We start from the raw sequence: 24,612 nt of genomic DNA, 5'->3' as shown, positions 1-24,612 counted from the left end.
CCTCGCCCGGCGGCGTGCGCCGTCGGGCGAGGGTCGTACGGGCCGGCCCGCTCACGCCCGGGGCGGCTGGCCCGCGTGGTGGAAGACCCGGTACGCCCACAGCGGCTCGCCGTCGGCGTCGGCGATCTCAACGAACAGGTGCGCCAGCGACCGCGTCCACCGCGCCTGCACGGCGGACGCCCCGGTGACCCGGCGCGCCCTCGGGTAGCCGTCGCGGGTGCGCAGCACGCAGATCAGCAGCAGCCCGTGCCGGTAGATGTGGTAGTCGTAGACGCCGGCCTCGTCCAGCAGCGCCGACATCTCCGGCCAGATCTCGGCGTGGCGACGCTCGTACTCACCCTCGGCGCCCGGGCGCAGCCGGTAGAGGTGACACAGCTGCGCCCCGGGCCCCGCGGCTTCGGGACCGACCGCCGGCCCGGTGCCGCCGGAGCCGGGCACGATACCGCCGGGGCCGACCGGGCCGCCGGGACCGGGGCCCTCCGCTGGTGGGCTCACTTGCCGGAGCCGGCGAGCGCGCCGGAGACGAGCTGACGCTGGAAGACCAGATAGATGATCAGCACCGGTAGCAGGGCGACGATCAGGCCGGCGCTGACCAGCGGCACCGACACGTCGTACTGGCCGCTGAGCAGGGAGACACCCACCATCAGGGTCTTGCTGTCGGAGCCGCCCATGATGACCAGGGGCAGCAGCAGGTCGTTCCACATCCAGACGAAGTTGAAGATGGCCAGCGCCGCGAGTGCCGGCGCAGCGATCGGCGCCAGCAGCCGGAACAGGATGGTGAAGTGGCCCGCGCCGTCGACCCGGGCCGCCTCGATCAGCTCGTCGGGCACCTGCTGGAAGTAGCCCGCCAGCTGGTAGGTGCCCAGCGGCAGCCCGAACGCCGCGTACGCCAGGATCAGCCCCTGGTACTCGCCGGACATGCCCAGGTCCAGCACGGTCTGGTAGAGCGGGTAGATGATCGCCTGACCGGGGATGGTCAGGGTGATGATGATCAGCAAGAAGACCATCTTGCCGCCGCGGAAGCGCAGCTTCGTCACCGCGTACGCGACCAGCAGCGCGGCGAGCACCGACAGCACCAGCCCGCCCACGGTGGTGATCAGCGAGTTGAGCAGCAGCCGGGGCATGTCCATCCGGCGGAACGCCTCGAGGTAGTTGTCGAGGGTGATCCCGCTCGGCAGGCCCAGCGGGTCCTGGGCGAAGCCGGTCTGCGTCTTCAGCGAGCTGACCACCGTGAACAGCAGCGGGTAGACCGCCGCGACCGCGACGACGACCAGCGCGAACGTGAGCAGGTAGCGCCCGGCGCGGGCGAATTGGCGCTGGTTCATCGCGGCTTCCTGGTCCCCTCTGTGAACATGTGCCGCACGCTGAAGATCGAGAGCACGGCGACGAAGACGAACAGCGCGATGCCGATGGCGGAGCCGTAGCCGCGGTCCAGGAACTGGAAGGTGGTCAGGAAGACCAGGTACTCCGGCAGCATCGTGGCGTCGCCCGGCCCGCCCTGGGTCAGCGCGTAGATCAGCGGGAAGAGCCAGATCAGGACGCCCGAGGCGCACAGCACGCTCCAGTACGCCACGGTGGGCCGAAGCATCGGCACGACCACGGAGAGCAGGCGCCGCCAGAACCCGGCGCCGTCGAGGTAGGCCGCTTCGAGGGTCTCCTCGGGGATGGTGGCCAGCCCGGCCAGGTAGGTCATCACGCCCAGGCCGAAGAAGCTCCACAGCGCGACCGCGACCAGTGAGAACAGCGCGCTGTGGCGGCCGTTGAGCCACTCGATCGCCAGCGGTTCGAGGCCGACGGTACGCAGCAGGGCGTTCAGGGGCCCGTCGGGGGCGAGGATCTGCCGGAACATGATCCCGACGACGATCGGGGCGATGGTGTACGGGACGAAGTAGACGGCCCGGAAGAACTTCCAGCCCGGCGAACGCTGGTGGATCAGCAGCGCCAGCACCAGCGGCAGCACGATCCACACCGGCAGGGTGGCCACCACCAGCAGCGCGTTGCGGAAGCTGGTGAGCACCATCGGGTCGTCGAGCATGCGGGTGTAGTTGTCGGCCCCGGCGAACGAGCTGCCACCGAACCCGCTGGACGCTTCGGTGCTGGTGATCACTCCCCGGATCAGGGGCACCACCTTGAACATCACGGCCAGGACCAGCGCGGGCAGCACCAGCACGGCGCCCAGCCACCACTCGCGGGCACGGCCGGGGCGCGGGGGCCGCCGGGCGGGTCGGGTCGGCTTGTCGGCGGCCACCGGCTCCGGCAGCGGCGCGGTGGAGATCGTCATCTGGCTTCCTTCTCCGGCTGGCGGGGCGGGGCGTCGCCGCCCCGCCCCGTACGGCTAGTTGCCCTGCTTCTTGGTGGGGCTGCGCTCCAGCGCCTGCTGCATCTGCTCGGCCCACTTGTCGACGGTGAGCTGACCGAGGCTCACCTGCTGCCAGCCGCGGGCCAGCGCGTCGGCCTCGGGTCCGGAGAGCATCACCCCGGCGTGCAGGGTCGGCTCGGCGACCAACTCCTGGATCTTCTGGAAGGCGGGCGAGGAGGGCAGCAGCGCCTTGTCGACGTTCTTGTTCAGCGGCTGGCCCTTGGCGTGCTTCACCCACAGCTCGCCGTTCTCCTTGCCGGCGAGCCAGGTGATGAACTCCAGTCCGGCGTCCTTCTTCTCGCTCCACTTCGTCACGCCGTAGACGGCGCCCTCGATGCCGGAGAACTTCTGCGCCAGCGCGGCGCCGGGTTCGGCTGCCGGCCAGCGGGTGACGCCGAGCTTGTCGTCGCCGAGGGCCTTGCCGAACGCCTCCCAGTTCACCGCGTCGGAGATGATCGTCCCGGCGAACGCGGCGTCGCCGCGCTGGAAGATGTCCGCGCCGTCGGGAAGCATCGTGATCGACGGCGCGTTGCTGTTCGCCCAGCCCTTGGTGGTGATCTCGGCGAGCTTCTCCAGCACCGCGACCAGCTTCGGGTCCTTCCAGGACAGGGTGCCGGCCAGCAGGCCGCGGATGTCGTCCTCGCTCAGGTAGCTGCGGGCGATCTCGGGGAAGTCCCAGTACGCGGGGAAGGTGCCCGACAGCCCCAGGGCCAGGCAGGTCTTGCCGGCCTTCTTCACCGCCTCGCAGGCGGCGCTGAACTCCGTCCAGGTCGCCGGCGGCTTCTCGGGGTCGAGGCCGGCGGCGGTCAGGATGCTCTTGTTGTAGTAGAGGACGTTGCCCTGGTACGAGAAGGGCACGCCGTAGCAGGGCTTGGCGGTGTCGAAGCCCTCGCAGGCGCCGCTGTAGGTGACGAGGTCCTTGTTGATCTCGGCCGCCTTGTCGCCCAGCGGCACGTACGCGCCGCGCCGGTCGAACAGCTCCAGGCCGGCGTTGTTGGCCATCACGTCCGGCCCCGACTGGGACGTGATGTAGGGGCCCTGCACCTCGGGATACTTGTCGAACGGCACCGACTGCATGTCCAGCTTGATGTCCGGGTGGCTGGCCTCGAAGCTGCTCTTGACCTGCTTCCAGTACTCGGTGCCGCCCGGCTCCCAGGTCAGCACCTTGAGGGTCACCGGGCCGCCCGAGGCGTCGTCACCTCCGCACCCGGAGAGCAACGCGGCGGCGGCCATGCCGGCGGCGACGACGCCGGCGGCCAATCTACGTCGGATCATCAGCAGAAGCTCCTGTCAGCGAGGGGGATGGGGGAACTCGGCGGGGGGCGCCGTCGGCGGTGGCGCTGTCGACGACGGCGGCGGCGATCTGCACCACGTGCAGCCCGTCGGCGAGGGGAACGACCGGGGTGGGTCCGTCGCCGTCCAGCCGGCGCAGGAAGTGCCGCAGTTCGGCGGCGAGCGCGCCACCGCCGTCGGCCGGGGAGAGCAGCCAGTCCGGCGCCTCCGTCCGCTCGGCCTGCACGAGCAGCGTGGGGTGCCCGAGGTCGACGTGGCCGACCCCGTCGGTGCCGTACACCTCGACCAGGTCGAAGGTGTGGTGGGGAGTGTGTTCGGGCAGGAGGTAGCTGTTGCGGACCGACGACACGACGCCGTTGGCGTGTCGAAGCTCCGCCCACACCAGCACCGGCATCGCCGATCCCGGGCGGGTCCGGGCCGCCGCGCGGACCTCGACCACCGGCGACTGCGCGTACCACAACGCCAGGTCGATGTCGTGCACGGCGGTCAGCAGGGCGGGATGTTCCTCGGGGAAGAGCCGGGTCAGGGTGCGGGGGCGGTCCCGGCGCGAGGAGACGGCCAGCACCTGACCCAGCCGGCCGTCGCGGACGGCGTCGTGCAGCGCCCGGTGGGCGGGGCTGTACCGCAGGATGTGCCCCGGCTGGCAGAGCACCCCGTGCGCCTCGGCGGCGGCGACGATGGCGGCGGCGTCGGCGACGGTCACGGCCAGCGGCTTCTCGACCAGGACGGGCACCCCGGCGGCGATCAGGGCGACGGCGACGGCGCGGTGCGCCGAACCCGGTACGCACACGGACGCGGCGTCCGGCGCGCCGGCGGCGAGCAGGTCGGCGACGGTGGGATAGGTGTGCGGGATGCCGTGGCTGACGGCCACCCGCTGCCGGGTGGTCGCGTCGGGGTCGACGAGCGCGTCGACGCGTACGCCCAGGGCCTGGTAGGCGGCCACGTGCCGGATGCCGAACGCGCCCCCGCCGACCACCGCCACCCGCGGTCCGTCGCTCATCCGTCCACCGCCCCGGCGGACGCCGGCGCGGCCTGCGCGACGCCGGCCCGCAGCCGACCGTCGAGAACCGCCCGCGTGAGCCGTTCCAGGGCGGCCACCCCCGTCACGAGGCACCGCTCGTCGACGTCGAACGCGCCGGAGTGCAGCGGGGCTCCGCCGCGCTCGCCGGTGACGCCCAGCTTGACGTAGAGACTCGGACCGAGCGCGCCGAGCAGCGCGAAGTCGTCCGTGGTCAGGGGCGGTACCGGCAGGTCGACGACGTCGACGGTCCCGGGCAGCGCGGCGTGCGCGAGGGCGACCAGTTCGGCGGCGTTGCGCACGGGGGGCATCTCGTTGGCCCAGGTGAAGCGCACACCGAGATCGAGGGCCGCGGCCTGCTGGCGGGTGACGCGTTCGATCACGGCCTTGAGTCGCTCCCGGACGGCCGGGTCGTGGGTGCGCAGGGTCCCGGTCGCCTCGGCGCTCTCGGCGACCTGGCTCTGGCTCGCCCCGCCGGAGATGGTGCCGATGTTGAAGGCGACCAGTTCCTCGGGGTTGCGGGCCCGGGCGACGGCGGCGTGCAGAGTGGTGACCATGGCGGTGAGGCCGAGGATGGCGTCGCGCCCCAGCGCCGGGGTCGCGGCGTGCGCGGCCAGCCCGAGCACCTCGACGCGGAACGCGTCCTTCGCCGCCATCGCGGTGCTCCGGTCGACACCGAGCGTGCCCGCCGCCAGGTCGGGCCAGCAGTGCAGGCCGAGCACCGCGGCGAACCGGCGGTCGCGGAACGCCTCGTCGGCGAGCACCGCGGCGGCGCCGGAGTCGGCTCCGAACGGAATCTCCTCGGCGGGCTGGAACAGCAGGGTCACCGAGCCCCGAGCCGGTGGATCGGCGGCGAGCCGGGCGGCGACTCCGTAGACGACGGTCATGTGCACGTCGTGCCCGCAGGCGTGGCAGACGCCGGGATTGCGGGAGGCGTACGGCTCCTGCTTGGCGTCCTGAACGGGATAGGCGTCCATATCGGCCCGAAGGAGAACCTCGGGTCCGGGCGCAGCTCCATCGATCTCCAGAGTCAGACCGGTGCCGGCAATTCCGGTCCGGATCCGGCCCAGTGGCCGCAACAACCCCACGAGGGTGGCTGCCGTTTGCCGCTCCGTGAACCGCAGCTCAGGGTGTTGGTGAAGCTGGCGCCGTAGCCGGACCAGCTCATCAACGTCGTCGCCTTCCAGCGTCACGCGGTTCACTCCTTGCTCGCGTCCTCAGTTACGGACCTAATTGAGACAAGAACCTAAGTCAGGGGTGCCGTCACGTCAATGGCCTGCGGAAATTTGGGCTAGGGTCCGATCATGCGACGCGCTGACGCCCACCTGCACCTGTTCGCCGACGGCTACCCCGGCCGCTACGGCCGCTCCCCCGCCGGCGGCGACGAACTGGCCGTCTACCAGGGCATACGTCGCGAGCACGGCATCGAACGGGCACTGGTGGTCGGCTACGAGGGCGAGCCGCGCTTCGCGGGCAACAACGACCATCTCGCACGACTGGCCGCCGCGCACGACTGGATCGCCCCGGTCGCCTACGTCCCAACAGGCGGACGGACGGAAGCGGGCGGGACCGGAACCTGGCTGTCCGCCGGCTTCGTCGGCGTCGCCGCGTACCTGCCCGACGCCGCGGCCGCCGAGGCGTTCGCCGCCTGGACGACGCAGGAGGCGCCGACGCTGAACGGCGCCGGGGCGGTGGTGAGCCTCAACGCCACCCCCGCGGCGACCACGCGGCTCGGTCCGGCTCTGGCCGCCCTGGACGGCTGCACCGTGCTGTTCAGCCACCTCGGCCTGCCCGGGGAGCACGCCGAGGCGCCCACCCGCGCGACGGCGGAGGCCGTCCTCGCTCCCCTGACGCGCGTGGCCCGGCTACCCCACGTCGGGGTCAAGCTCTCCGGCCTGTACGCGGTCAGCCACCCGGCACACGCCTTCCCGCACCGGGCGGCCCGCCCCTTCGTCGACCTGCTCCTCGACCGCTTCGGCCCACGGCGCCTGTACTGGGGATCCGACTTCTCCCCGAGTCTCGACCACGTGTCCTTCGCCCAGGCGGCCGACCCGACCGGTCTCGACGGGCTGTCAGCCGGGGACCGCGACGCCGTCCTCGGCGGCAACCTCCTGCGCGCCCTCGACCGCCACGCCGCCGCCACCGGGCGACGGCCGGCGGCGTCCCCGCCGGAAGCGGGCCGGATACCCTCCCCGTCGTGACCCACGAGAACGAGATCACCGAACCGGTCGACCTGTGCCTCGCGGGTGGGCGGCTCAATCCCGCCGCCGTGGGCTGGAGCCGCCGCCCGCTGCACCGGGCGAACCTGCGCGGTTGGGGCCGCAACAAGCGCTGGGAGTACTGGGGGGTCGTCACACCGACCCACATCGTCGGCCTGGTCGCCTCGTCGCTGGACTACGCGGGGGTGCACAGCCTCTACGTGCTCGACCGCGCGACGAAGGCCGAGATCGACAGGAACGCGGTGGTCCCCTTCGCCCGGGGCGCCCTCTTCCCGCCGGTCAGCGGGGCGGGCGCCGTTCGGGCGCGCGGCGGCGGGCTCTCGATCGACATCGACCAGGCGCCGTCGGGCACCACCATCCGCGCCGCCGCCCCCGGTCTGGAGGTCGACCTCGTGGTGCCGCTGCCGGCGGGTCACGAGTCGCTCGGCGTGGTGGTGCCCTGGAGCACCCGCCGGTTCCAGTACACCGTCAAGGACCTCGGCCGCCCGGTGCGCGGCACCCTGCGGGTCGACGGGGTGGCCCATCCGGTCGCCGAGGCGGACTCCTTCGCCGTGCTCGACCATGGTCGCGGCAGGTGGCCGTACGCGATCCGCTGGAACTGGGCCGCCGGCAGCGGCCCGGGTCGGGCGATCCAGCTCGGGGGTCGGTGGACCGACGGCACCGGCTCGACCGAGAACGGCCTCTTCCTCGACGGCCGGCTGCACAAGATCGGCGACGAGTTGCGCTGGGAGTACGACCGCGCCGACTGGTCGCGACCGTGGCGGATCAGCGGTGCGCGGGTGGGCGTGGAGTTCCACCCCTTCCACGAGAAGATCGCCAGGACGAACTTCGGTGTGCTCGCCAACGAGACGCACCAGTGCTTCGGGCACTTCACCGGCTGGGCGGCGGCCGACGACGGCGAGCGCGTCGACCTGGACGGGCTGGTCGGCTGGGCCGAGGAGGCACGCAACCGCTGGTAGCGGCGAGGGGGCCGGACGCGGGCGCCGGGCGGGACGGGTGCGGCACCCGGCCCTAGGGTGGGCGGTATGGCAGGCCCTGACCCCTCCGCCGACGGCTCGGCGGCCCGGAATCCGCTCACCCTGCTCACGCTCGACGCGCTCCGTCAGCGCACCAGCGTGAAGTGGCGCATGTTCCCGCCCGACGTGCTCCCGCTCTGGGTCGCGGAGATGGACGTGCCCCTCGCTCCCCCCGTGGCCGACGCGCTCCGCCGCGCGGTCGACCTCGGCGACACCGGCTACTCGTACGGGACGGCGTACGCGGAGGCGATCGGCGACTTCGCCGCACGGCGTTGGGGCTGGCGCGACTTCCGCGTCGCGCACACCTCGGTCGTGCCCGACGTGATGATGGGCGCCGTCGAGGTGCTCCGGCTCGTCACCGATCCCGGCGACGCGGTCGTGGTCTGCTCCCCCGTCTACCCGCCCTTCTACGCCTTCGTCACCCACGCCGACCGGCGGGTGGTCGAGGCGCCGCTCGGGCCCGACCGGCGCATGGACCCCGCCGCCCTCGACGAGGCCTTCCGCCGCGCGCGGGCCCACGGCCGCCGGCCGGCGTTCCTGCTGTGCAATCCGCACAACCCGACAGGCGTCGTCCACCGGCGCGACGAGCTCGAGACCGTCGCGGCGCTGGCCGACCGGCACGGCGTACGGGTGGTCTCCGACGAGATCCACGCTCCCCTGGTGCTGCCGGGGGCACAGTTCACCCCGTACCTCACAGTGGCCGGCGCCGAGAACGCGTTCGCCCTGGTCTCCGCCTCGAAGGCGTGGAACCTGGCGGGTCTCAAGGCGGCGCTCGCGGTCGCCGGACCGCAGGCCGTGGCCGACCTCCGCCGCATGCCGGAAGAGGTCAGCCACGGGCCCAGCCACCTCGGTGTCATCGCGCACACCGTCGCGTTCCGCGAGGGCGGGCCGTGGCTCGACCTCCTCCTCGACGGTCTCGACGGCAACCGCGCGCTGCTCGCGACGCTGCTGGCGAAGCACCTCCCGTCCGTCCCCTACCACCGCCCCGAGGGCACCTACCTCGCCTGGCTGGACTGCACGGGACTGGGCGTCGACACGGAGCCGCCGGCCGACGACACCGGCGTGGTCAGCGACGTCGCCGGGCCGGCGAAGATGTTCCTCGACCGCGCGCGGGTCGCCCTCAGCTCCGGGCACGTCTTCGGCACCGGCGGGACGGGCTTCGTACGGCTCAACTTCGCCACCTCGCCGGCGATCCTCACCGAGGCCGTCACCCGCATGGGCGACGCGGTCCGCTGAGGACGCCCGCCGTCGGCGCGGACCCGGGCGGCATCACGTCCGGCGCGGCGTTCGCGGTGTTCGCGCACGGGTCGTCGTGGGCTGGCCCGGCGACCCGAGGCGTTCACTCACCGTCAGCGCCGCCGGAGCGCTCGGCGTCGGCCGGCTGGTCGAACAGCCGCTGGTAGCGCTGCACCGCGAGCAGGACCGCCAGCTGACCGAGCGCGCTGACGGCGGCGGCGAACTGGTCGAGGTAGAACACCAGCAGGTTCACCACGCTCAGTGAGGTGACCAGGCCGGCCCGGGCGAGCTCCACGGCGCGGCGAGCCGTCCCGCGCAGCAGCAGCCCGGCGGCCACGATGAGCGCGGTGCCCACGCCGGCGTCCAGCAGCGCCCGGACGAGCAGGAGCAGCACCCCACGGCGGTCCTGGATGTCGACGCGGGCGAACTCGTTGGCGGTGGTGAGCACCCCCTCGGTGGTGCCGTCACGCAGGTCGACAGCGACGGCGACGATCGTGACGAGGTCGCTGAGGGTGACGAAGCCGAGCAGCCCCAGTGCCAGGACCAGCCCGACGCGCAGCCGGCCCCGGGTCAACGACCGCGCCACCCACGCCCGCACGGCGACCGCGATCCGGGCGATCCGTCCGGACCGGTGCTCGTACGGCGGCAGCACACCGGGCCCCGCCAGCTCCAGCAGCGCCGCGGCCAGCGGCTGCAACCGGTCGTCGTCCGGACTCGCGGCGGCCGCGCAGAGTCGTCGCCGCAGCTGGGCCCGGTCCCGTTCGCTGAGCCTCCCGTCGACGGCCTCGCCGAGCAGTTCCAGCGCGGCGTGCAGTTGCGCCCGCGTGCCCTCGACCCGCGTGCTGCGGGCGCGCACGTAGAGCCACACGCCGATGAGGAAGGCCGCGTAGGCGATGGGCGCGGCGGCCGGGAAGAAGTAGTCGTTGTCGGCGGTGATGAACTTGCCGACCTCGTCGATGAAGAGCCCCGTGCCGATCCCGGCCAGCAGCGCCGCCCCGAGCAGCGCGGCCCGGTTGACGACAAGCAGCGGGACGAGCGCGGCGACGAACAACGACAGGCCACCCCACAGGGCGTGCGAGATGTGCAACGTGCCGCCGCCGACCTGCGGATAGCCGGTCAGCGCCAGGAATGCGCGGGTGCCGAGGACCGCACCGCCGAACCCGATCAGCATCAGCAGCATGTAGTGCTCCGCGTCCAGTCGCGCCACCAGGCGTCGGGAGGAGCGACGGTGGCGCTGCCGGTGGGACGGGAAGCTCATGTGGACAGCAAACACCGGACGGCAGGGTGCCGGTGGCGCCTCCGCCAAAACGCGACCACCCGTGGGCCGGGCTGTCGGGTCGGTGACCGCCAGGCTGCCAACCGGCGGGATGACACTGACTATGATCGATCGGTCGACGGCTCCGAGTCGCGCGGTCCACGAGGATCTGCCCGGCTCGACCGGGACCTGCCGATCGTCCGGTGCGGGGAGCGACCCGGCCGGCCAGCACCGTCACCCACGCACCCTCGGCCGCTGCGGCCATTGAGGCGGGCACCCGTGATCACAGAAGGAGTTCCATGAACCAGCATGACGGATCCGGTTGCTGCGGGGGCGGCGACGAGGGCGTACCCGGCATCAGCCGCCGTGGCGTGTTGCGCGCCGCGGCGTGGGGCGCGGGCGCCATGGCCGTGGGCGGGGTGCTGATGCCCGGAACCGCGCACGCCGCACCCACGATCTACAACCCGTTCACCGCGTACCCGGTCACCGACACCTGGGAGGGCCACCTCCGCCGGGGCTCGCTTGGCGGCATCGACTACGGCATGGGCGTGGGCACGGCACTGCCGGCCTGCGGCGCCGGCACCGTCCAGAACATCCCCTACAACGGTACGGGTGGACACACCGTCACGATCCATCACGGTGACGGCTACCGCAGCCAGTACATGCACCTGTCGCAGTTCTCGCTCGCCGACGGCGCCAACGTCGGCGCGGGCACGGTGGTGGGCCGCTCCGGCGGTGCCGCCGGGGCCCCCGGCTCGGGCAGCTCGACGGGCCCGCACCTGCACTGGCACATGATCGACCCGTTGGGGACGAGGATCAGCCCGCTGGTCTACATCGCGCAGAATCCGGGCCAGCAGTCGCGTCAGGTGTTCGAGGCGCCCAGCTTCAACGGCTGGCAGGCCCTACCGATCTCCGGCAGCGCGGGCGCGGTCACCGGCTCGGCGGTGGCCACGATCGGGGTGAGCACCACGAAGATCGTCTACACCCTCGACGGCGGCCGGATCTTCGAGGCTGCCAGCAACGCGGGTTGGCGCAACCTGTGGACCGGCGTCTCCGGCGCGCAGGGCACCGCCCTGGCCGCGTTGAGCTGGCAGGGGGTGAAGCTGGTCTACAGCGTGGTGGGCGGTGCGGTGCACGAGGCGAGCAGCGGCAACGGCTGGCGCAACATCAGCACCGGCATCACCGGCGTGAGTTCGTCCTCGATCGCGGCGATCGAGATCGACGGGATCAAGTACGTCTACAGCATTGTCGGCGGCCTGTTGCACGAGGCGAGCAGCGCGAACGGCTGGCGCAACATCAGCACCGGCATCCCGGGCTCGGCGGTGGCGGCGATCGCGGCCGGCACCACGAAGATCGTCTACACCCTCAACGGCGGCCGGATCTTCGAGGCGGCCAGCAACGCCGGCTGGCGCAACCTGTGGACCGGCGTCTCCGGCGCACAGGGCACTGCCCTGGCCGCGCTGCACTTCAACGGGACGAAGCTGGTCTACAGCGTCACCGGCGGCTACGTGCACGAGACGGCCAGCAACACCGGCTGGCGCAATCTGAACAGCGGGGTCCGCGGCTCCACGGCGGCCGTGCTGGCGGTGGGAAACAACAAGTACATCTACGCCGCCTGAGCCACCGGCGGGGGCCTCCCGGGCGGGAGGTCCCCGCCGGCGACCGCTGTGATCCAATCAACCATGGTTCGACAGCGGGTCCTTGCCGTCCTTCTGTTCCTGATCGCGCTTGGGGCGCTGGCCGCCTCGCGCACGTTCCCGTTCCTTGACGACCTCCCCGAGCTGGCCGAGTCGGCGATCGCGTTCCTGGGCGCGGCGTGCCTCCTGACCGGGGTGTGGCTGTGGTTGCGGAAGCCACCGAACCGGTCGTCGTATTCGGCCGGCGACGGCGGCAGACACTGACGGACCCGGGCGGGCATGGATCACCAGGGGCCGGCCTGCGGCACCCGGGAGGGTCCGCCGCGATTGCTGCCTCGGCACGCCCCCGCAACTACGAAAGCCCGCTGTTTCGCCATCGCCGGATCGCGATCAGATTGTCAGCGGTGATCACGAAGGTCCCGGCCCTCGCCCACGCAGCCACCCCGTACGCCCGGTCTCGCTTCGGAAGTCCTCACGGCGCACCGGCGGGCGCGGGTAGCGTCGCCGGTGTGAGGGTGTTGCTGCGGCACGGCCCTGGCGACGGGCAGGTGGTCGACGGCCGAGGCGAGACGGTGGTGTGGGGTGCCTGCCTGTACGAGCGGACCGGCGACCGCGAGGAGCGCCACGGTCACACCCTGATCGTGTTCCGGCACCGGCCGGACTGCTGCGAGCCGTACGGGCGGGGCAGCGAGGACCGCTGCGAATGACGCCGGCGAGGCGCGCGGAGCGGTTGACGGCGGTTCCGCCGGCCTCAGCGGCGGGCGCCGCCGGGCCGGCCCCGGCCGGCTCCGGAGGCCCGGTGGCCGATCCGCGGAGCCCGCACCACCGCGGCGTTGCCCGCTCCCGGGCGGAAGTCCCGCGCCGCGGCGGCGACCATCTCGTCGGGATCGCCGGCGAGCGCCTGCCGGATGTGCGGCGGCACCATCTCCGACGTCGCCAACGCCATCCGGACCTGCACCGAGCGGTCGTCGACCAAGCGTCGCAGGTCCGCGTCGTCCAGCTCGACCGCGAGCACGAGCGCGACGCGGACGTCCACCACGGGATCCTGGGCGAGCGCGCTGCGCTGGGCGGCGGTGGTCCGCGGGTTGCGGGCGAGCCCCTTGCGTACGCGCGCGGTGCGGTCGGCCATCAGGGCGGTGATCACGTCGGGGTCGTGGGTGTGGGTGGCGAGCCGTTCCCGCACCTCGGGCGAGACGTCGTCGACCAGCCGCGCGGCCAGCTCGGGCTCCAGTTCGCGCGTCTCCGCCAGGAGGCCGCGGAGCTCCTTGTCGGGAGCCTCCGCCATCACCCGGCGGACCGACTCGTTGCCGGCCGGGTTACCGGCGACCGCCCAGCGGACCCACCGGTCGGCGTCCTTGACGAGCACCAGGAGATTGCCGATCGAGGTCGAGGGGTTTCTCGCCACGGCCTCCCGGACGTCGCGATCACGGTCCCGGGTCAGCGGGCGCAGTGCCTGCGCGGGCGCGTCGGTACGGGTCGCGACGGCCTTACGGACCACGGCCGACGGGTCGGACGCCAGGTCGATGAGGGTCAGCTGTGGCGTGGTGGGGTCCTGCGCGACGGCGAGCCGCGCGTCGACGCCGCCACCCGTCGCGTCGTCCGCAGCACTTGACCCACTGTGACGGTCGGGTCCGCCGACGTCCTGCTGTTTCCCCATGGGCGCCATCATGTCACGGGCCGTGCCGTGGACCGGCCGGGCCGGGCCGGGTCGGCCGCCCAGGGGTGATCGACGCCACCACCTGGACGGCCGAGGAGCTCGATGGCGTCGCCGTGGCAGCCGGTGCCACGGCGGACGTCTCAGCTCCTGGCGCGGCTGGCCCGGCCGAAGCCGCTCAGTTCTTGGCCTTCGCGTAATCGAAGAGGTCGGAGACGTCCTCGTCGAAGTACGGGCCGTACATGTTGCCGGAGAACTTGTACGAGGCCACCGAGTTCACGTGCCCGAAGCCCTGCGAGTTGTTCCACGCCCGCAGGAATGGCCCGCCGCTGGTGCCCTCGTTGAGCGGGCAGTCCATGAGCTTGACCCGCTGGGTTCCCGCGGCCTTCGTCGTGCTCTGGCAGTAGTGCTGCCACTTGCCGTCGAAGGGCGCGACGCCGGGATAGCCGAGCAGGGTGGCGGCGACGCTGTGGGGGTAGTTGAAGCTGATGCCCTCCCCGCCGGTGACATCGACCAGGCGCTTACCGTTGCGCGGCCACACGGTGACGAAACCGTAGTCCCACCACAGGATGTCGTGGTCGACCCAGCCCTTGGTGGAGGTCATGCTCCGGGCGCTCCACAGCCCCCAACTGGACGGGCCGTCGGCGTAGTTCGGGGCGAAGACCCAGTTGGTGTACCAGTTGTCGGAGCCGTCGCCGGGGTGCAGGCAGTGCCCGGCGGTGGAGAGCAGGTTCGCCTTGGCCGTGTTGATCGCGCTGGCGGAGCAGAAGTAGTCCTCACCGTTGACGTCGGTGAAGAAGACCCGCCCGACACCGGGCGAGGGATTGACGGACTGGGTTCCCGCCCCGGCGGAGGCGTTCCGGGCCGAGACCGATGGGCCGGGAACCGCCGTGCCCGTGCCACGCGGGCCGGTCGGCTCCGCGCCCGAGCGGGGTTCACCGACCCGGCCCGGCCGGTCGGCGGCCTCCCCGGCCAGTTCCTCCTCGCCCACCAACGGTTCCAGCGGCGCCGCGGATCGCATCCGCTCCGGCGTCCAGTACGCCTCGGCCAGGGTCTGTGCGGCGGCCGCGTCCCGGATCGGTCGGCCGTGGAACGTCGCCTCCGCCCCGACGGGGATCCCGTTTGGCGTGGTCGCGCTCGCCTGTGCCGGCGTGCCGAGCAGAGCGAGCCCGCAGAACATGGCGGTGGCCGCCGAGATGATGCCGTGACGCCTTCGCACCCGATCCTCCTCATGAGCCGGCCCGGTGGTCATCCGCCACGGGCCCGGCAGAGGTGACGCTAGGGCGCTGGTCCGCCGCCGGGCAGCGGTCTGTCGGCATCGGTCCAGAGACATGTATCTGCTTGCGGCCGGGCGACTCGGGACGGCGTGGAATCGCCCTGACGGGTCAGCGCGTCACGCGCAGGGCTTCCGCCCGCAGACGTCGATCACCTTGCCGGTGAGCAGGAACACCGCCTTCTGTCTTTGGGCCGCGGCCTGGGCGCGCGGGAACTCGTGCGAGTCCTCGCCGTACTCCGGCCCGGCCGGGGCGAGGTTCGTCGGCGGTGGCGCGTACGCCGCGCCGCTGTTCCAGACCACCATCGCCGAGCCCGTGTACGGGTACCTGCGGATCGGCGCGATGCCCCAGTACGGCCGCACGTCCGGTGACCAGCCGTCGGCCAGCGCGGGGGTGTGCAGGCGGGCGCCGATGGTGCGCGCCTGGACCTCCGCCGCGGCGGGGGAAACCTGCTGGTCGCCGAAGGCCACGTGCATCAGCACCTGGTGTGCCGGGGTGCCCGGCAGCGGGCGGTCGGTCATGTGCTGGGCGTACCCGTTGGCCTCGGAGCGGTCCCACAGCATCTGCAGCAGCGCGAGGATCAGTTGCTGGTCGACCTTGTCGGGGTAGTAGCCGTCCATGATCGTCTGGAACGGGGTGAAGGACACGCTGCGTTGCAGCAGCGTGGAGTAGTTCATCGCCGGCACGCCGAGCACCGACCGGGTCCAGTCCTGGGCGATGGCGGTGAGCGCGCCGCCGTTGATGCCGCCCTGACTGTTGCCGTCGTAGTGCAGTCCGCCGGCCACGTCGATCAACGGCCGTGCGGCGGCGTCCCGGAACGCCGGGTGGGCGGCGAACCCGCCCGGGTGGATCATCGCCCGGCCCAGGAAGAGGAAGTTCAGGTAGCTCTGCTGCAACCGGTCGGCCACCGCGGGGAAGCCGCTGAGGTCGGTGAAGGCGCCGGCCACGTAGGGGACGTCGGCGGCGGCCATGCCGATCCAGCTGGTCGCGCAGAAGGTGAAGTCGTACGTGTGCGACATCGTCTTGACGTTGCCGGCGTTGATCTCGGTCGGCTTGCCGAGCAGGCCGTGGCCGTAGAGCGAGAGGTGTGCCGGCTTCGCGGCGGAGGCACTGCGCGGAATGTTGCAGACGAAGTCGGCCGCCACCGTCGCGCCGGACGGTGTGGGCAGGGCGTCCGGCGTCGGCGGCGTCCCGTCGCCGCCGGCTTGCCCGTAGTGCAGCCGGGAGCCGGGCCCGCCGTCGCCGGTCAGGTACGACGGTACGCCGATGGTGCCGGTCACCTGCCGGGCGATCAGCGGCTCCTGCTCCGGCGGGTAGTCGGTCACCTGGGTGACGGTGAACGACGGTGCGGCCCGGCGGAGGGCGGCGAACGCGCCGTCGCGGATCGCCAGCATCCGCCCGGTCAGACCGTGCCGGCTGGCCACGGTGAAGTCCCAGGCCAGGTGGAGGCTGTGCCGCTTGACGCCGGCCCTGGTCAGGTCGGCGAGGATCCGCTTCATCTGCGGGGCGCGACGGTCCCGATGGCCGAGGCCGGCGCCGGTCACGTACGCCGTGAACGCCTTCGGCGCCGGGATCAGCGCCCCGTTGCCGTCGCGCATGCCGCGCAGGCCGACGACGTACCGGGTGCCCTCGGTCAGCGCCACCGCCGGCCGGATGATCAGCAACTGCCGCTCCGGCTGGCCGGCCGCGTGCGCGTCCAGCTCGGCCCAGTACGGCGTGCGCCTGCCCGTCCGGGCGTCGAGCAACACGATCGGCGCGTCCGGCGCCAACGAGCGGCCGATGTCGGTGACCGGCGCGATCCCGGTTGCCGCCGCGTCGAGGCCGGGCACCCGCACCAGGATCGGCGAGCCGGGACTGAACCCGTCCTGCCGGTTCCATTCCGTCGGGTCGATCGGGGTGCCCTGCACGTTGGCGGGCATCGCGGAGGCCGGGAACCGCACCCGCTTGCCGGTCGGGCTGCTGCGGTCCGGCACGGTGAAGTAGTCGTTCGGGAACGGCAGCAGGCAGGCCGTCGGGTCGATCGGGTCGCAGCCCTGGTGCGCGGACGGCGCGGGAGTCGCGGGCGGCGCCGCGGCGGCGGCCGCGCCGAGCAGGACGGCGCCTGCGGTCACCAGCACGGACACGGCGAGACGGAGCCGTCTGGGTGTGGTCACGCGCATCTCCTTCGACACCGGACCGTGGTCCGAGGCGGGGGCCGACGATGGTGGTGGAGCGTCGTGTACTTCCTACGCTCGTGAATGGATCTCGGCAAGAGGGCCGCTACCCGTGGCCCTGGCACCATCGCCGTCCACTTCGTACCGCGCCCAGGCGTCGTCCACGCCGCGCCGGTCCCCCGGCGCGACTCGCAGCCGGTACGCCATCGGCAGCGCGGTCATGCCGCTCGCCGTGCTGGTGGCCCCGTCGACGAGGAATTGCCGACCGTCGTCGGCACCGCCGTTCACGCGGCCACCAGAACAGCCCTTGACTACTGATGCCCTTCTCTGGAGAAGAAGATCATCGGCCAAGGGCTGTTTCCGTGCCCGGTCGCGATCCCCACGGGGCCCCGGGAGTCAGGAATCAAGTTGGTGGCTGGAGAGATGACGACCGCGCGTCGGGCATCCTCACACTCGCCGCAGATAGCCGCCAGGGAACCAGGTGAACATCAGTTCCTCCTTCGACCTGTCGACTTCGAAGCGCTGATCGGGCAGGAATTCCTCGAGCGCCTCCCAGGGCCCGTCGCCCGGTTCCCACGGCCCCGCCTGGACCGGATGCCCGCTGAGGTTGGTGTCCTGCACGATCAGGTAGCAGCCCGGCGTCACCAGGTCGGCGTACGCCGCGAGTTCCGCGAGGACGTGCTGCTTGCTGTGGTCGCTGTCGAGGATCACCATGACCCGCTCGACGGCCTGCGCCTTTTCCCGCATCTGGGCGACGACGGCAGGGTCTACGGACGACCCGGTCATGGTGTCCACCCGATCGAAGTACGGCGAGTCGACAGCCATTCCTTCGCCGTCGATCCAGCCGCTCGGTCCGGCGAGATGTTCGGGCTTGACGTCGACCGTGGCGACCCGGCCGTTACCGACGAGTCCGAGCATGGTCGCGTAATAGAGTGCGGACCCACCGTGTCGGGTGCCGGTCTCGATAATCAGATCGGGTCGCGTCTCGTGAATGATCTCCTGGATCATCCACATGTCCATCGGATTCTGGTGACACGCCACCCCGAGCCATGTCCGGCGACGCCACACCTTGCTCTTGTAAAAGGCCCGCTGGAACGTGTCCACGGCCCCGGAAACATCAGCATCCATGGGGGGAAACTATCACGGCAAATGCTGGTCGGTGATCATGCCTCTGACCCAAAAATTCGCCGGTACGGGGTGACCCCTTTTCTCCAACAAAACGCCCATGAGGCACGCCCGGGAAAGGGGTGGGCACTGCGGCTCGTTCCATAGCCGTAACCATCGGTCACGGCCGGCTCCGGACCGTGACCGGCTGATCCCCGCCAATGCCGGCGGCTGCGACACGGGACCCGCCGCCCACGTCACCGGCAAGGCGGACGGAGGCGCCTGAGCGAGGTGCCCAAGCGCCTCCTGCCGCCTTACTGGCAGGCCATCGGGCCGCCGACGACATCGTCCAGCTCGTCGTCGGCCATCTCACGGATGTCGACAGCCTCGAAAGTCACCTCGATCATGTTGATTCACCCCCTCCCCGCATCATCGGTCACTGCACCCGACCAGATGGTCGGACGAATCACAGCATGCAACGGGCCGCGCCCACCACATCGTCCAGCTCCTCGTCGGCCATCTCACGGATGTCGACAGCCTCGAAAGTCACCTCGGTCATGTTGGTTCACCCCTTTCCGCTCATCGGTCCTTCTCCACCCCGACGGGTTCGATCCGCAAAGCCGTGGCGGCGGACTCAAGTCCACAGGTTCCACACGGATCGACAGCCCTTCCATAGCGGGCTGGGGGCCACAGGATACCTCCGTCATGTCCACGGGTGATGTCGCGTCGGTCGCGTTCAACTGACAACTGTCGGAGGGCTGTCAACCCGCCTCCAGATCGGCCTTGACCGCGCGCAGGAACGCCACCGCCGACCGACCGTTGACAAAACGATGGTCATATGCCAAACCCAGATGGAAATAGTCACTGGTGGTGACCGAACCATCATTCTGAAGCACCAACTCGCGCTGCATCGAGGCGAGAGAGACCGCGCATGTGTGTTCCGGGAAGATGAGCGGCTGCGCATGCACGACGTCCGCGTCCGTATGTATCGTGAGCGCGATGTTCGACCCGGCCAGATCAGCCTCGGCGAATTCCCCGCGCACGGCGGCGCGACGGAACCGCAACAGGTCCGCGGCGATGTCCCGCAGCGGCCGGGTGCCGGCGTCGGCGACGACCGGCAGGTAGAGACCCTTCCCGACGTCGATGGTGACACCGACGTGTGCTCCCGGCCGAACCGTCGCCGCCTGATCGCCCTCCGCTCGCGCGAAGCACAGCGGGAACTCCGCCCGCCGCGCCGCGATCGCCTCGACCACCAGCTCCGGGATGCCGACGAATCCGATGGTCGCCGCCTCGGCACGCAGGCGTTGTTTCAGTCGGTCGGCGACCACCTTGACGACCGTGTACGCGGCGGGGATCTCGCGGTGCGAGGTGGACACCGTACGGGCGACCCGTCGCTGGGCCGCGGACACGGTCACCCGCTCGGCCGTGCCCGGCGGCGCCTGCCCGGCGATCAGCTGTTCGATGTCCGACCGCGCGATGACCGGCTTGCCGATCGACCGTACGGCCGCCTCCGCCACACCGTGTTCGGCCATCAGCCGCCGGGCCGGCTCGGTGATGGTGATCGGATCCGGATCGGCGGTCCGCCGCACCGGCGGCGGGCGGTCGTCCCCGCCGACGGTCGCCACCACCTCCCCGGGGCGGCAGGTCGACGGTGCGGACGCCCGCTGCCACAGGATGCCGGCGTCGTCCGCGACGAGTTCGTGCGCCGCCTTGGACGTCTCCACCAGAGCTACCGCGGTGCCGGCCTCGACCGGCGCCCCGTCGCCGACCAGCCACTCGATCAGCGTGTACTCCTCGTCGGTCGCGTTGAGCCGCGGCAGCCGGATGTCACCCACCGGCGACCGCCGTCACCACGGCGCGGACGTCGTCCGCCTGGACCAGCACCGCACGCTCGAGGTGGGGTGCGGCGGGGATGGTGCTCGACGGCGCGTGGAGCAGCCGGACGGGCTGGGACAGCAGGTCCCACATCTGCTGGTGGATGGTGTGCGCCACCTCGGCCCCCCACGTGCCGCCGGCCGTCGCGTCCTCGACGACCACCACCCGTCCGGCCCCGGCGACCAGAGCAGCCAGCGGCGCGGGGTCGAACGGATAGAGCCGCGACGGCACCACCGCACGCACCGCGATCTCGTCACTCAGATAGGCATCCCGCATCCCGCCGAGCACCCGGTCGGTGAGGCCGCCCGGTGCGATGACCACGACGTCGGCCCGGTCGACCCCGCGCACGCCCAGCACGGCGAAGTCGCAGGCGCCACCGATCCGCTCGCAGTGGAACAGCTCGTCGCCGGCCGCCGCGCCGAACCGTCGACGGCCGTAGAGCACCTTGTCCTCGAAGTACATCGCGGGAGCCCCCGAGTCGAGGATCCGGGCCAGCGTGGCGTGCGCGTCGTGCACCGGGCTCAGCTCGTGCACGGCGAGGTTGGGCACGCCCACGAAGTGCTTCTGCAGGCTCTGGCTGTGGGTGGGTCCGTATCCGCGGTTGCCCCCCGTCGGGCAACGGACCACCAACGGCATCCGCACCGGTGCGCCGTACATCGTGACGGCCTTGCTGGCGAGGTTGACGATCTGGTCGAAGCACAGGGTGGCGAAGTCGGAGAACATCACCTCGACCACCGCCTCCCGGCCCCGCAGGGCCAGGCCGACCGCGAAGCCCACGATCGCCTGCTCGCTGATCGGAGTGCTGAGGACCCGGTCGGGATACCCGGTGGACAACCCGCGGGTGACGCCGAAGGCGCCGCCGTACGGGTCGGCCATGTCCTCGCCGACCAGATGGAGATCGGGCCTCTCCGCGAGCAGGGTCGCCAGGGCACGGTTGAGGCCCTCCCCGACCCGCTCGGCCCCCGGCTCAGCCATGACCGGCACCGATCAGCGGCCGGGCGAGTACCGACTCGACCACGGCGCGGATCCTCCCGGTCGCCGCCGCGTCCAGGCGGTCGACCTGCTCCGGGTACGCCGCGCGGTAGTGCGGGTACCAGTCGCGCCCGGCGACGGCCTCGAGCTCCGCCGAGGTGCGGGTGTCGTCGCCCTTGCTGTGCGGGCCGAGCCGCACCGTGTCGAACTCGACCACCAGCGGAGACCCGTCGTGACGTACGGCGGCGACGAGCGGTGCCAGGCTGGCCCGGATGGCGTCGACGTCGATGCCGGTCACCCTGACGTGGCGGATGCCGAAGGCGGCACAGCGGTCGGCGACGCTACCGGCCATCTGTGCCGGGGTCGGGGTGGACTGGGCGATCCCGTTGTGTTCGACGACGACGACCATCGGCACCCGCCACAGCGCGGCGAGGTTGAGCGCCTCGTACACCACCCCCTCGCCCCAGGTGCCGTCCCCGACGTACACCACGGAGATCGAGTCCGTTCCGGTGCGCCGCATGTCGAAGGCGGTGCCCACCGCGACCGGCACCAGTTGTCCCTGGATGCCGGTGGACATGAAGCCCGGGCGGCGGATGTGCTGCGAACCGCCCATCCCGCCGCACAACGCGCCCTCCCGGCCGGCGAGCTCGGCGAGCAGGCCCGCCGGATCGTCGTACCGCGCCAGGTAGTGGCCGTGTCCCCGGTGGTTGCTGAACACCTCGTCGTCGTGGCGCAGCAGGGACTCGACCACGACCGGGACGTGCTCCTGGCCGAGGCAGGTGTGGCTGGTGCCCGGGATCAGTCCCCGGCCGAGCAGGTCGAGGACCGCGTACTCGAAGCGTCGGATGGACAGCATCGCCCCGAGGGTGGAGTCGGCCAGCGGGCGCAGCCGGCTCTCACGCATGGGTGACCTGTCCGCCGGCCACCAGGTCCCGGGCCCGTGCGGCGAGCACCCCACGGTCGATTTTGCCGTTCGCCGTGTGCGGGAAGGCGTCGATGTCGCGGCACAGCAGCGGCACCATGTATCCCGGCAGGATCGAGGACATCGGGCGACGGATGTCCACGCCCGGGGTGCCGACGTAGAACACCGCCAGCTCCGTCCGCCCGGCCGCCTCGAACGCCACCGCGACGGCCCGTTCCACCCCCGGCAGCTGCCCGACGTGCCACTCCAGCTCGTCCAGCTCGACCCGGTAGCCGCGGACCTTCACCTGCCGGTCGACCCGACCGAGATAGACGAGTTCACCGCCGGCGCACTCCCGGACCCGGTCGCCGGTGCGGTACCAGCGCACCGGGTCGCCGTCGTGGAAGCGACCCTCGTCGTCGGCCGGATCGAGATACCCGGGGAACATCTGCTCCCCGGTTACGCACAGCTCGCCCTCGGTGCCGTCGACGCCGTCCTCGACGATGCGGTACCGGAGATGCGGGTACGGCGCGCCGATGGGGACGACGCCGTGCACGGCGAGGTCGGCGGAGTCCTCGGACAGCCGGTGCGCGGAGCAGGCGATGGTCAGCTCGGTCGGGCCGTACAGGTTCTCCACCACCGATCGGGCCGCCGCCCGCTGCCAGTCCTGCGCATCCGTCATGCGCAGCGCCTCACCGCAGAAGAGGCTCCACCGCAGCGTCGGCATCGAGCCGGGGGTCAGCCCGCCCCGGCGCCGCACCAGAGCGATGGCGCTGGGCACGGAGAACCAGAACGTCACCCGCTCGGCGGCCAGGAACTCCGGCAGCGCGGTGAACACCTGCGGCGGTGTGGACACCACGGTGGCACCCGCGCCCCAGGCCACGAAGAGGTCGAACATCGCCAGGTCGAAGGTCTGGTCGAAGGTCTGCGAGCACACGTCGCCCGGGCCGAGGTCGTAGCGGTCGAGGTTGTACCGCAGGAAGCTGTCCATGTTGGCGTGCGTGATCGCCGCGCCCTTGGGCCGGCCGGTGGAGCCCGAGGTGAACAGCACGTACGCCACGTCGTCGTAGCCGGCCCGTGGCAGGGCGTCCAGCGGCGTCGCGGCCTGCGCCGCCACGGTGAGGCCGGGCAGGGCCGCCGTGAGGTGCGCAAGCGCCGCCGCCCCCGACCGGTCGACGATCAACGTGTCGACGCCGGCCTGCGCCGCCATCCGGCAGGTGCGCGCGGCGGGGAAGCCCGGGCTGAGCGGCACCGCCGTCGCGCCGGCGTAGAGCGTGGCGAGCAGCCCGGCGTACGACTCGATGCTGCGCACCGCGAGGATGCCGACGCTCCGTGCCCCGCACGCGACCAGCCCGCCGGCCCAGCGCCGGGCCACCTGGTCCAGCTCCGTGTACGTCCACTCCTGGCGGCCGATCCGCAGCGCGACCCCGTCCGGCGCCGTCGCCAGGCCGGCGATGAACCACTCGTGCAGCAGACGTTGTGGCAGCTGACCGGTCACCAGGCCACCGTGTCTTCCGTGAAGAGCCCCAACCGGTCGAAGAAGCGGGTGGTCTTGTGCATCACGGTCCGGTGGAACTCCTGACGGTACTGGTCGCCGAGCACCTCGGCGCGGATCCGCCGGGCCCCGGGAAGGGCGGCGTCCGCGTACACCTCGGGGTGGTAGAACGCCCGCAGGCACGAGCTGACGTAGCGGGACAGGTACGTCCCGGCTCCCGCCAACTCCTCCGGCGTCGCGCTCTGCTTCGCCTCCTCGTACAGCGCCCGCATCATCTGCCGGCCGAACGCGATGTGCCGCGACTCGTCCTGGTGGTGCACGGCGTTGATCTGCTGCGCGATCTGCGGCAGCCGGCCGTCGGTCGCCATCTTCGCGTTGTAGTAGTCGCACAGTTCCTCCGCGATGAGGATGCGACCGAAGATGACGAGGTCACGGATGGCGGGGCCACCGTCGATCGCGGTGCCGGCGACGCGTTTGGTCTTGTAGACCTTCCCCCCGTACCGTTGGCAGAACTGGGCGAAGAACCACATGTGTTCGTTCTCTTCGTGGATGAAGTCGTGGAAGAACTCCGACAGGCCCGGGTACCGCGTGTCGTAGATCCGCCCGGCCACCTCGCCGATCAGCTCACGGATGAGGTGGACGTTGAGACTGAAGAAGTTCACCGCCTCGGCCTGGGTCAGGCGCACCCGTTCGGCATCCGACAGCCGGTCCCACACCGCGGTGCCGTGACACGTCGTCAACTCCGGGCTCATCCAGAACTGGTCCGTCGGCAGCTCCGCCGGCCAGTCGAAGATGTCGAAGACGTGGTAGCGCTGGTCCCGCGCCTGGTCGCTCAACCTCGCGGCGACCGTGGTGAGCCGCTCCCACGACTGGTGCATGTCCGCGTGTCTCTCCTCGACGGGGCCGGTCACATCAGGCTCCTGACCGCGTTCCAGATGGTGCCCGGAGTCGCGAAGACCTCCGGCTGCAACAGCTCGGGTGGGATCTCGATGTCGAACTCGGTCTCCAGGTTGACGATCAACTCGACCACTTCCAGCGAGTCGACACCGAGCTCGGTCAGGCTCTGGTCAGGCTCCAGGGGCGCGTCGGCACTGAGCAGCCGGCTGCGCTCCCGAATGAGCGGTTCAAAGGCGGGTGGCCAATCCACCATG

Annotated in this window: 23 protein-coding genes; 6 read left to right on the top strand and 17 right to left on the bottom strand. The window is 71.7% G+C overall.

Annotated elements, in window-relative coordinates:
- Positions 1 to 51: 51 nt before the first annotated feature.
- The 6 genes from AC0OO9_RS26945 to AC0OO9_RS26920 are packed head-to-tail and all read right to left on the bottom strand — an operon-like array spanning position 52 to position 5,863.
- Positions 52 to 495 (bottom strand): L-rhamnose mutarotase, encoded by a 444-nt coding sequence (locus AC0OO9_RS26945; protein WP_484513280.1) that lies wholly within the window; start codon positions 493 to 495, stop codon positions 52 to 54.
- Positions 492 to 1,325, bottom strand: coding sequence for a carbohydrate ABC transporter permease (locus AC0OO9_RS26940; protein ID WP_484513279.1), 834 nt, complete (start codon positions 1,323 to 1,325; stop codon positions 492 to 494). The genes AC0OO9_RS26945 and AC0OO9_RS26940 overlap by 4 nt, the downstream gene beginning before the upstream one ends.
- On the bottom strand, positions 1,322 to 2,281 hold the full coding sequence (locus AC0OO9_RS26935; RefSeq protein ID WP_484513277.1) for a carbohydrate ABC transporter permease: 960 nt from the start codon (positions 2,279 to 2,281) through the stop codon (positions 1,322 to 1,324). Before AC0OO9_RS26935 ends, AC0OO9_RS26940 begins: the two co-directional genes overlap by 4 nt.
- Positions 2,282 to 2,335: 54 nt before the next feature.
- Entirely contained in the window at positions 2,336 to 3,634 is a 1,299-nt protein-coding gene (locus AC0OO9_RS26930; protein ID WP_484513275.1) for an ABC transporter substrate-binding protein, read from the bottom strand.
- Positions 3,621 to 4,652 (bottom strand): Gfo/Idh/MocA family protein, encoded by a 1,032-nt coding sequence (locus AC0OO9_RS26925; protein WP_484513274.1) that lies wholly within the window; start codon positions 4,650 to 4,652, stop codon positions 3,621 to 3,623. The genes AC0OO9_RS26930 and AC0OO9_RS26925 overlap by 14 nt, the downstream gene beginning before the upstream one ends.
- Positions 4,649 to 5,863 carry a M20 metallopeptidase family protein gene (locus AC0OO9_RS26920; protein WP_484513273.1) on the bottom strand — a complete coding sequence of 405 codons (1,215 nt, stop codon included), beginning with the start codon at positions 5,861 to 5,863 and terminating at the stop codon, positions 4,649 to 4,651. Before AC0OO9_RS26920 ends, AC0OO9_RS26925 begins: the two co-directional genes overlap by 4 nt.
- Positions 5,864 to 5,974: 111 nt before the next feature.
- Here AC0OO9_RS26920 and AC0OO9_RS26915 point away from each other — a divergent pair, with 111 nt between their 5' ends.
- The 3 genes from AC0OO9_RS26915 (at position 5,975) to AC0OO9_RS26905 (ending at position 9,141) form a co-directional block, all read left to right on the top strand.
- The gene (locus AC0OO9_RS26915) at positions 5,975 to 6,871 is read left to right on the top strand and encodes an amidohydrolase family protein (RefSeq protein ID WP_484513271.1); all 897 of its coding nucleotides are present in this window, start codon (positions 5,975 to 5,977) and stop codon (positions 6,869 to 6,871) included.
- A complete protein-coding gene (locus AC0OO9_RS26910) occupies positions 6,868 to 7,848 on the top strand; it encodes a DUF2804 domain-containing protein (protein ID WP_484513269.1) in 981 nt (326 codons plus the stop codon). The genes AC0OO9_RS26915 and AC0OO9_RS26910 overlap by 4 nt, the downstream gene beginning before the upstream one ends.
- Positions 7,849 to 7,914: 66 nt before the next feature.
- The gene (locus AC0OO9_RS26905) at positions 7,915 to 9,141 is read left to right on the top strand and encodes a MalY/PatB family protein (protein ID WP_484513268.1); all 1,227 of its coding nucleotides are present in this window, start codon (positions 7,915 to 7,917) and stop codon (positions 9,139 to 9,141) included.
- Positions 9,142 to 9,244: 103 nt separating this feature from the next.
- On the opposite strand, the gene AC0OO9_RS26900 is transcribed toward AC0OO9_RS26905, so the two are convergent.
- On the bottom strand, positions 9,245 to 10,399 hold the full coding sequence (locus AC0OO9_RS26900) for a hypothetical protein (protein WP_484513266.1): 1,155 nt from the start codon (positions 10,397 to 10,399) through the stop codon (positions 9,245 to 9,247).
- A gap of 296 nt (positions 10,400 to 10,695) precedes the next feature.
- Between AC0OO9_RS26900 and AC0OO9_RS26895 the strand changes: the two genes are divergently transcribed.
- From AC0OO9_RS26895 to AC0OO9_RS26885, 3 genes are all read left to right on the top strand, one after another.
- Entirely contained in the window at positions 10,696 to 12,015 is a 1,320-nt protein-coding gene (locus AC0OO9_RS26895) for a M23 family metallopeptidase (protein WP_484513264.1), read from the top strand.
- 63 nt (positions 12,016 to 12,078) lie between these two features.
- The gene (locus tag AC0OO9_RS26890) at positions 12,079 to 12,297 is read left to right on the top strand and encodes a hypothetical protein (protein ID WP_484513263.1); all 219 of its coding nucleotides are present in this window, start codon (positions 12,079 to 12,081) and stop codon (positions 12,295 to 12,297) included.
- Positions 12,298 to 12,542: 245 nt separating this feature from the next.
- Positions 12,543 to 12,740 carry a hypothetical protein gene (locus tag AC0OO9_RS26885; RefSeq protein WP_421448999.1) on the top strand — a complete coding sequence of 66 codons (198 nt, stop codon included), beginning with the start codon at positions 12,543 to 12,545 and terminating at the stop codon, positions 12,738 to 12,740.
- A gap of 44 nt (positions 12,741 to 12,784) precedes the next feature.
- Here AC0OO9_RS26885 and AC0OO9_RS26880 read toward each other — a convergent pair whose 3' ends face one another.
- From AC0OO9_RS26880 to AC0OO9_RS26835, 10 genes are all read right to left on the bottom strand, one after another.
- On the bottom strand, positions 12,785 to 13,690 hold the full coding sequence (locus AC0OO9_RS26880) for a hypothetical protein (RefSeq protein WP_484513261.1): 906 nt from the start codon (positions 13,688 to 13,690) through the stop codon (positions 12,785 to 12,787).
- 175 nt (positions 13,691 to 13,865) lie between these two features.
- Positions 13,866 to 14,906 (bottom strand): trypsin-like serine peptidase, encoded by a 1,041-nt coding sequence (locus AC0OO9_RS26875; protein ID WP_484513259.1) that lies wholly within the window; start codon positions 14,904 to 14,906, stop codon positions 13,866 to 13,868.
- A 174-nt stretch (positions 14,907 to 15,080) separates the two neighbouring features.
- Positions 15,081 to 17,120 carry a hypothetical protein gene (locus tag AC0OO9_RS26870; protein ID WP_484513257.1) on the bottom strand — a complete coding sequence of 680 codons (2,040 nt, stop codon included), beginning with the start codon at positions 17,118 to 17,120 and terminating at the stop codon, positions 15,081 to 15,083.
- A gap of 441 nt (positions 17,121 to 17,561) precedes the next feature.
- Complete coding sequence (locus tag AC0OO9_RS26865; RefSeq protein WP_151452684.1) at positions 17,562 to 18,242, bottom strand: CmcI family methyltransferase; 681 nt, start codon at positions 18,240 to 18,242, stop codon at positions 17,562 to 17,564.
- A gap of 737 nt (positions 18,243 to 18,979) precedes the next feature.
- Complete coding sequence (locus AC0OO9_RS26860) at positions 18,980 to 20,053, bottom strand: 2-oxo acid dehydrogenase subunit E2 (protein WP_484513255.1); 1,074 nt, start codon at positions 20,051 to 20,053, stop codon at positions 18,980 to 18,982.
- Positions 20,046 to 21,068: an alpha-ketoacid dehydrogenase subunit beta gene (locus AC0OO9_RS26855; protein WP_484513253.1), complete on the bottom strand. Its 1,023-nt coding sequence runs from the start codon at positions 21,066 to 21,068 to the stop codon at positions 20,046 to 20,048. Before AC0OO9_RS26855 ends, AC0OO9_RS26860 begins: the two co-directional genes overlap by 8 nt.
- The gene (locus tag AC0OO9_RS26850) at positions 21,061 to 21,969 is read right to left on the bottom strand and encodes a thiamine pyrophosphate-dependent dehydrogenase E1 component subunit alpha (protein WP_484513251.1); all 909 of its coding nucleotides are present in this window, start codon (positions 21,967 to 21,969) and stop codon (positions 21,061 to 21,063) included. The genes AC0OO9_RS26855 and AC0OO9_RS26850 overlap by 8 nt, the downstream gene beginning before the upstream one ends.
- A complete protein-coding gene (locus AC0OO9_RS26845; protein ID WP_484513249.1) occupies positions 21,962 to 23,464 on the bottom strand; it encodes an AMP-binding protein in 1,503 nt (500 codons plus the stop codon). Before AC0OO9_RS26845 ends, AC0OO9_RS26850 begins: the two co-directional genes overlap by 8 nt.
- Complete coding sequence (locus AC0OO9_RS26840) at positions 23,461 to 24,372, bottom strand: diiron oxygenase (protein WP_484513248.1); 912 nt, start codon at positions 24,370 to 24,372, stop codon at positions 23,461 to 23,463. The genes AC0OO9_RS26845 and AC0OO9_RS26840 overlap by 4 nt, the downstream gene beginning before the upstream one ends.
- The gene (locus tag AC0OO9_RS26835; RefSeq protein ID WP_363901406.1) at positions 24,369 to 24,611 is read right to left on the bottom strand and encodes a phosphopantetheine-binding protein; all 243 of its coding nucleotides are present in this window, start codon (positions 24,609 to 24,611) and stop codon (positions 24,369 to 24,371) included. The genes AC0OO9_RS26840 and AC0OO9_RS26835 overlap by 4 nt, the downstream gene beginning before the upstream one ends.
- Between the last annotated feature and the right edge of the window lies 1 nt (position 24,612).

Source organism: Micromonospora sp. USAFONa4 (assembly GCF_057197825.1).
This window is presented reverse-complemented; position numbering and strand designations above follow the sequence as displayed.

Coding starts and splice junctions, on each gene's coding strand:
- AC0OO9_RS26900 (WP_484513266.1), bottom strand. CDS start 10,399: ATGAGCTTCCCGTCCCACCGGCAGCGCCACCGTCGCTCCTCCCGACGC.
- AC0OO9_RS26855 (WP_484513253.1), bottom strand. CDS start 21,068: ATGGCTGAGCCGGGGGCCGAGCGGGTCGGGGAGGGCCTCAACCGTGCC.
- AC0OO9_RS26925 (WP_484513274.1), bottom strand. CDS start 4,652: ATGAGCGACGGACCGCGGGTGGCGGTGGTCGGCGGGGGCGCGTTCGGC.
- AC0OO9_RS26930 (WP_484513275.1), bottom strand. CDS start 3,634: ATGATCCGACGTAGATTGGCCGCCGGCGTCGTCGCCGCCGGCATGGCC.
- AC0OO9_RS26940 (WP_484513279.1), bottom strand. CDS start 1,325: ATGAACCAGCGCCAATTCGCCCGCGCCGGGCGCTACCTGCTCACGTTC.
- AC0OO9_RS26850 (WP_484513251.1), bottom strand. CDS start 21,969: ATGCGTGAGAGCCGGCTGCGCCCGCTGGCCGACTCCACCCTCGGGGCG.
- AC0OO9_RS26895 (WP_484513264.1), top strand. CDS start 10,696: ATGAACCAGCATGACGGATCCGGTTGCTGCGGGGGCGGCGACGAGGGC.
- AC0OO9_RS26835 (WP_363901406.1), bottom strand. CDS start 24,611: ATGGTGGATTGGCCACCCGCCTTTGAACCGCTCATTCGGGAGCGCAGC.
- AC0OO9_RS26870 (WP_484513257.1), bottom strand. CDS start 17,120: ATGCGCGTGACCACACCCAGACGGCTCCGTCTCGCCGTGTCCGTGCTG.
- AC0OO9_RS26880 (WP_484513261.1), bottom strand. CDS start 13,690: ATGGGGAAACAGCAGGACGTCGGCGGACCCGACCGTCACAGTGGGTCA.
- AC0OO9_RS26935 (WP_484513277.1), bottom strand. CDS start 2,281: ATGACGATCTCCACCGCGCCGCTGCCGGAGCCGGTGGCCGCCGACAAG.
- AC0OO9_RS26865 (WP_151452684.1), bottom strand. CDS start 18,242: ATGGATGCTGATGTTTCCGGGGCCGTGGACACGTTCCAGCGGGCCTTT.
- AC0OO9_RS26905 (WP_484513268.1), top strand. CDS start 7,915: ATGGCAGGCCCTGACCCCTCCGCCGACGGCTCGGCGGCCCGGAATCCG.
- AC0OO9_RS26890 (WP_484513263.1), top strand. CDS start 12,079: ATGGTTCGACAGCGGGTCCTTGCCGTCCTTCTGTTCCTGATCGCGCTT.
- AC0OO9_RS26915 (WP_484513271.1), top strand. CDS start 5,975: ATGCGACGCGCTGACGCCCACCTGCACCTGTTCGCCGACGGCTACCCC.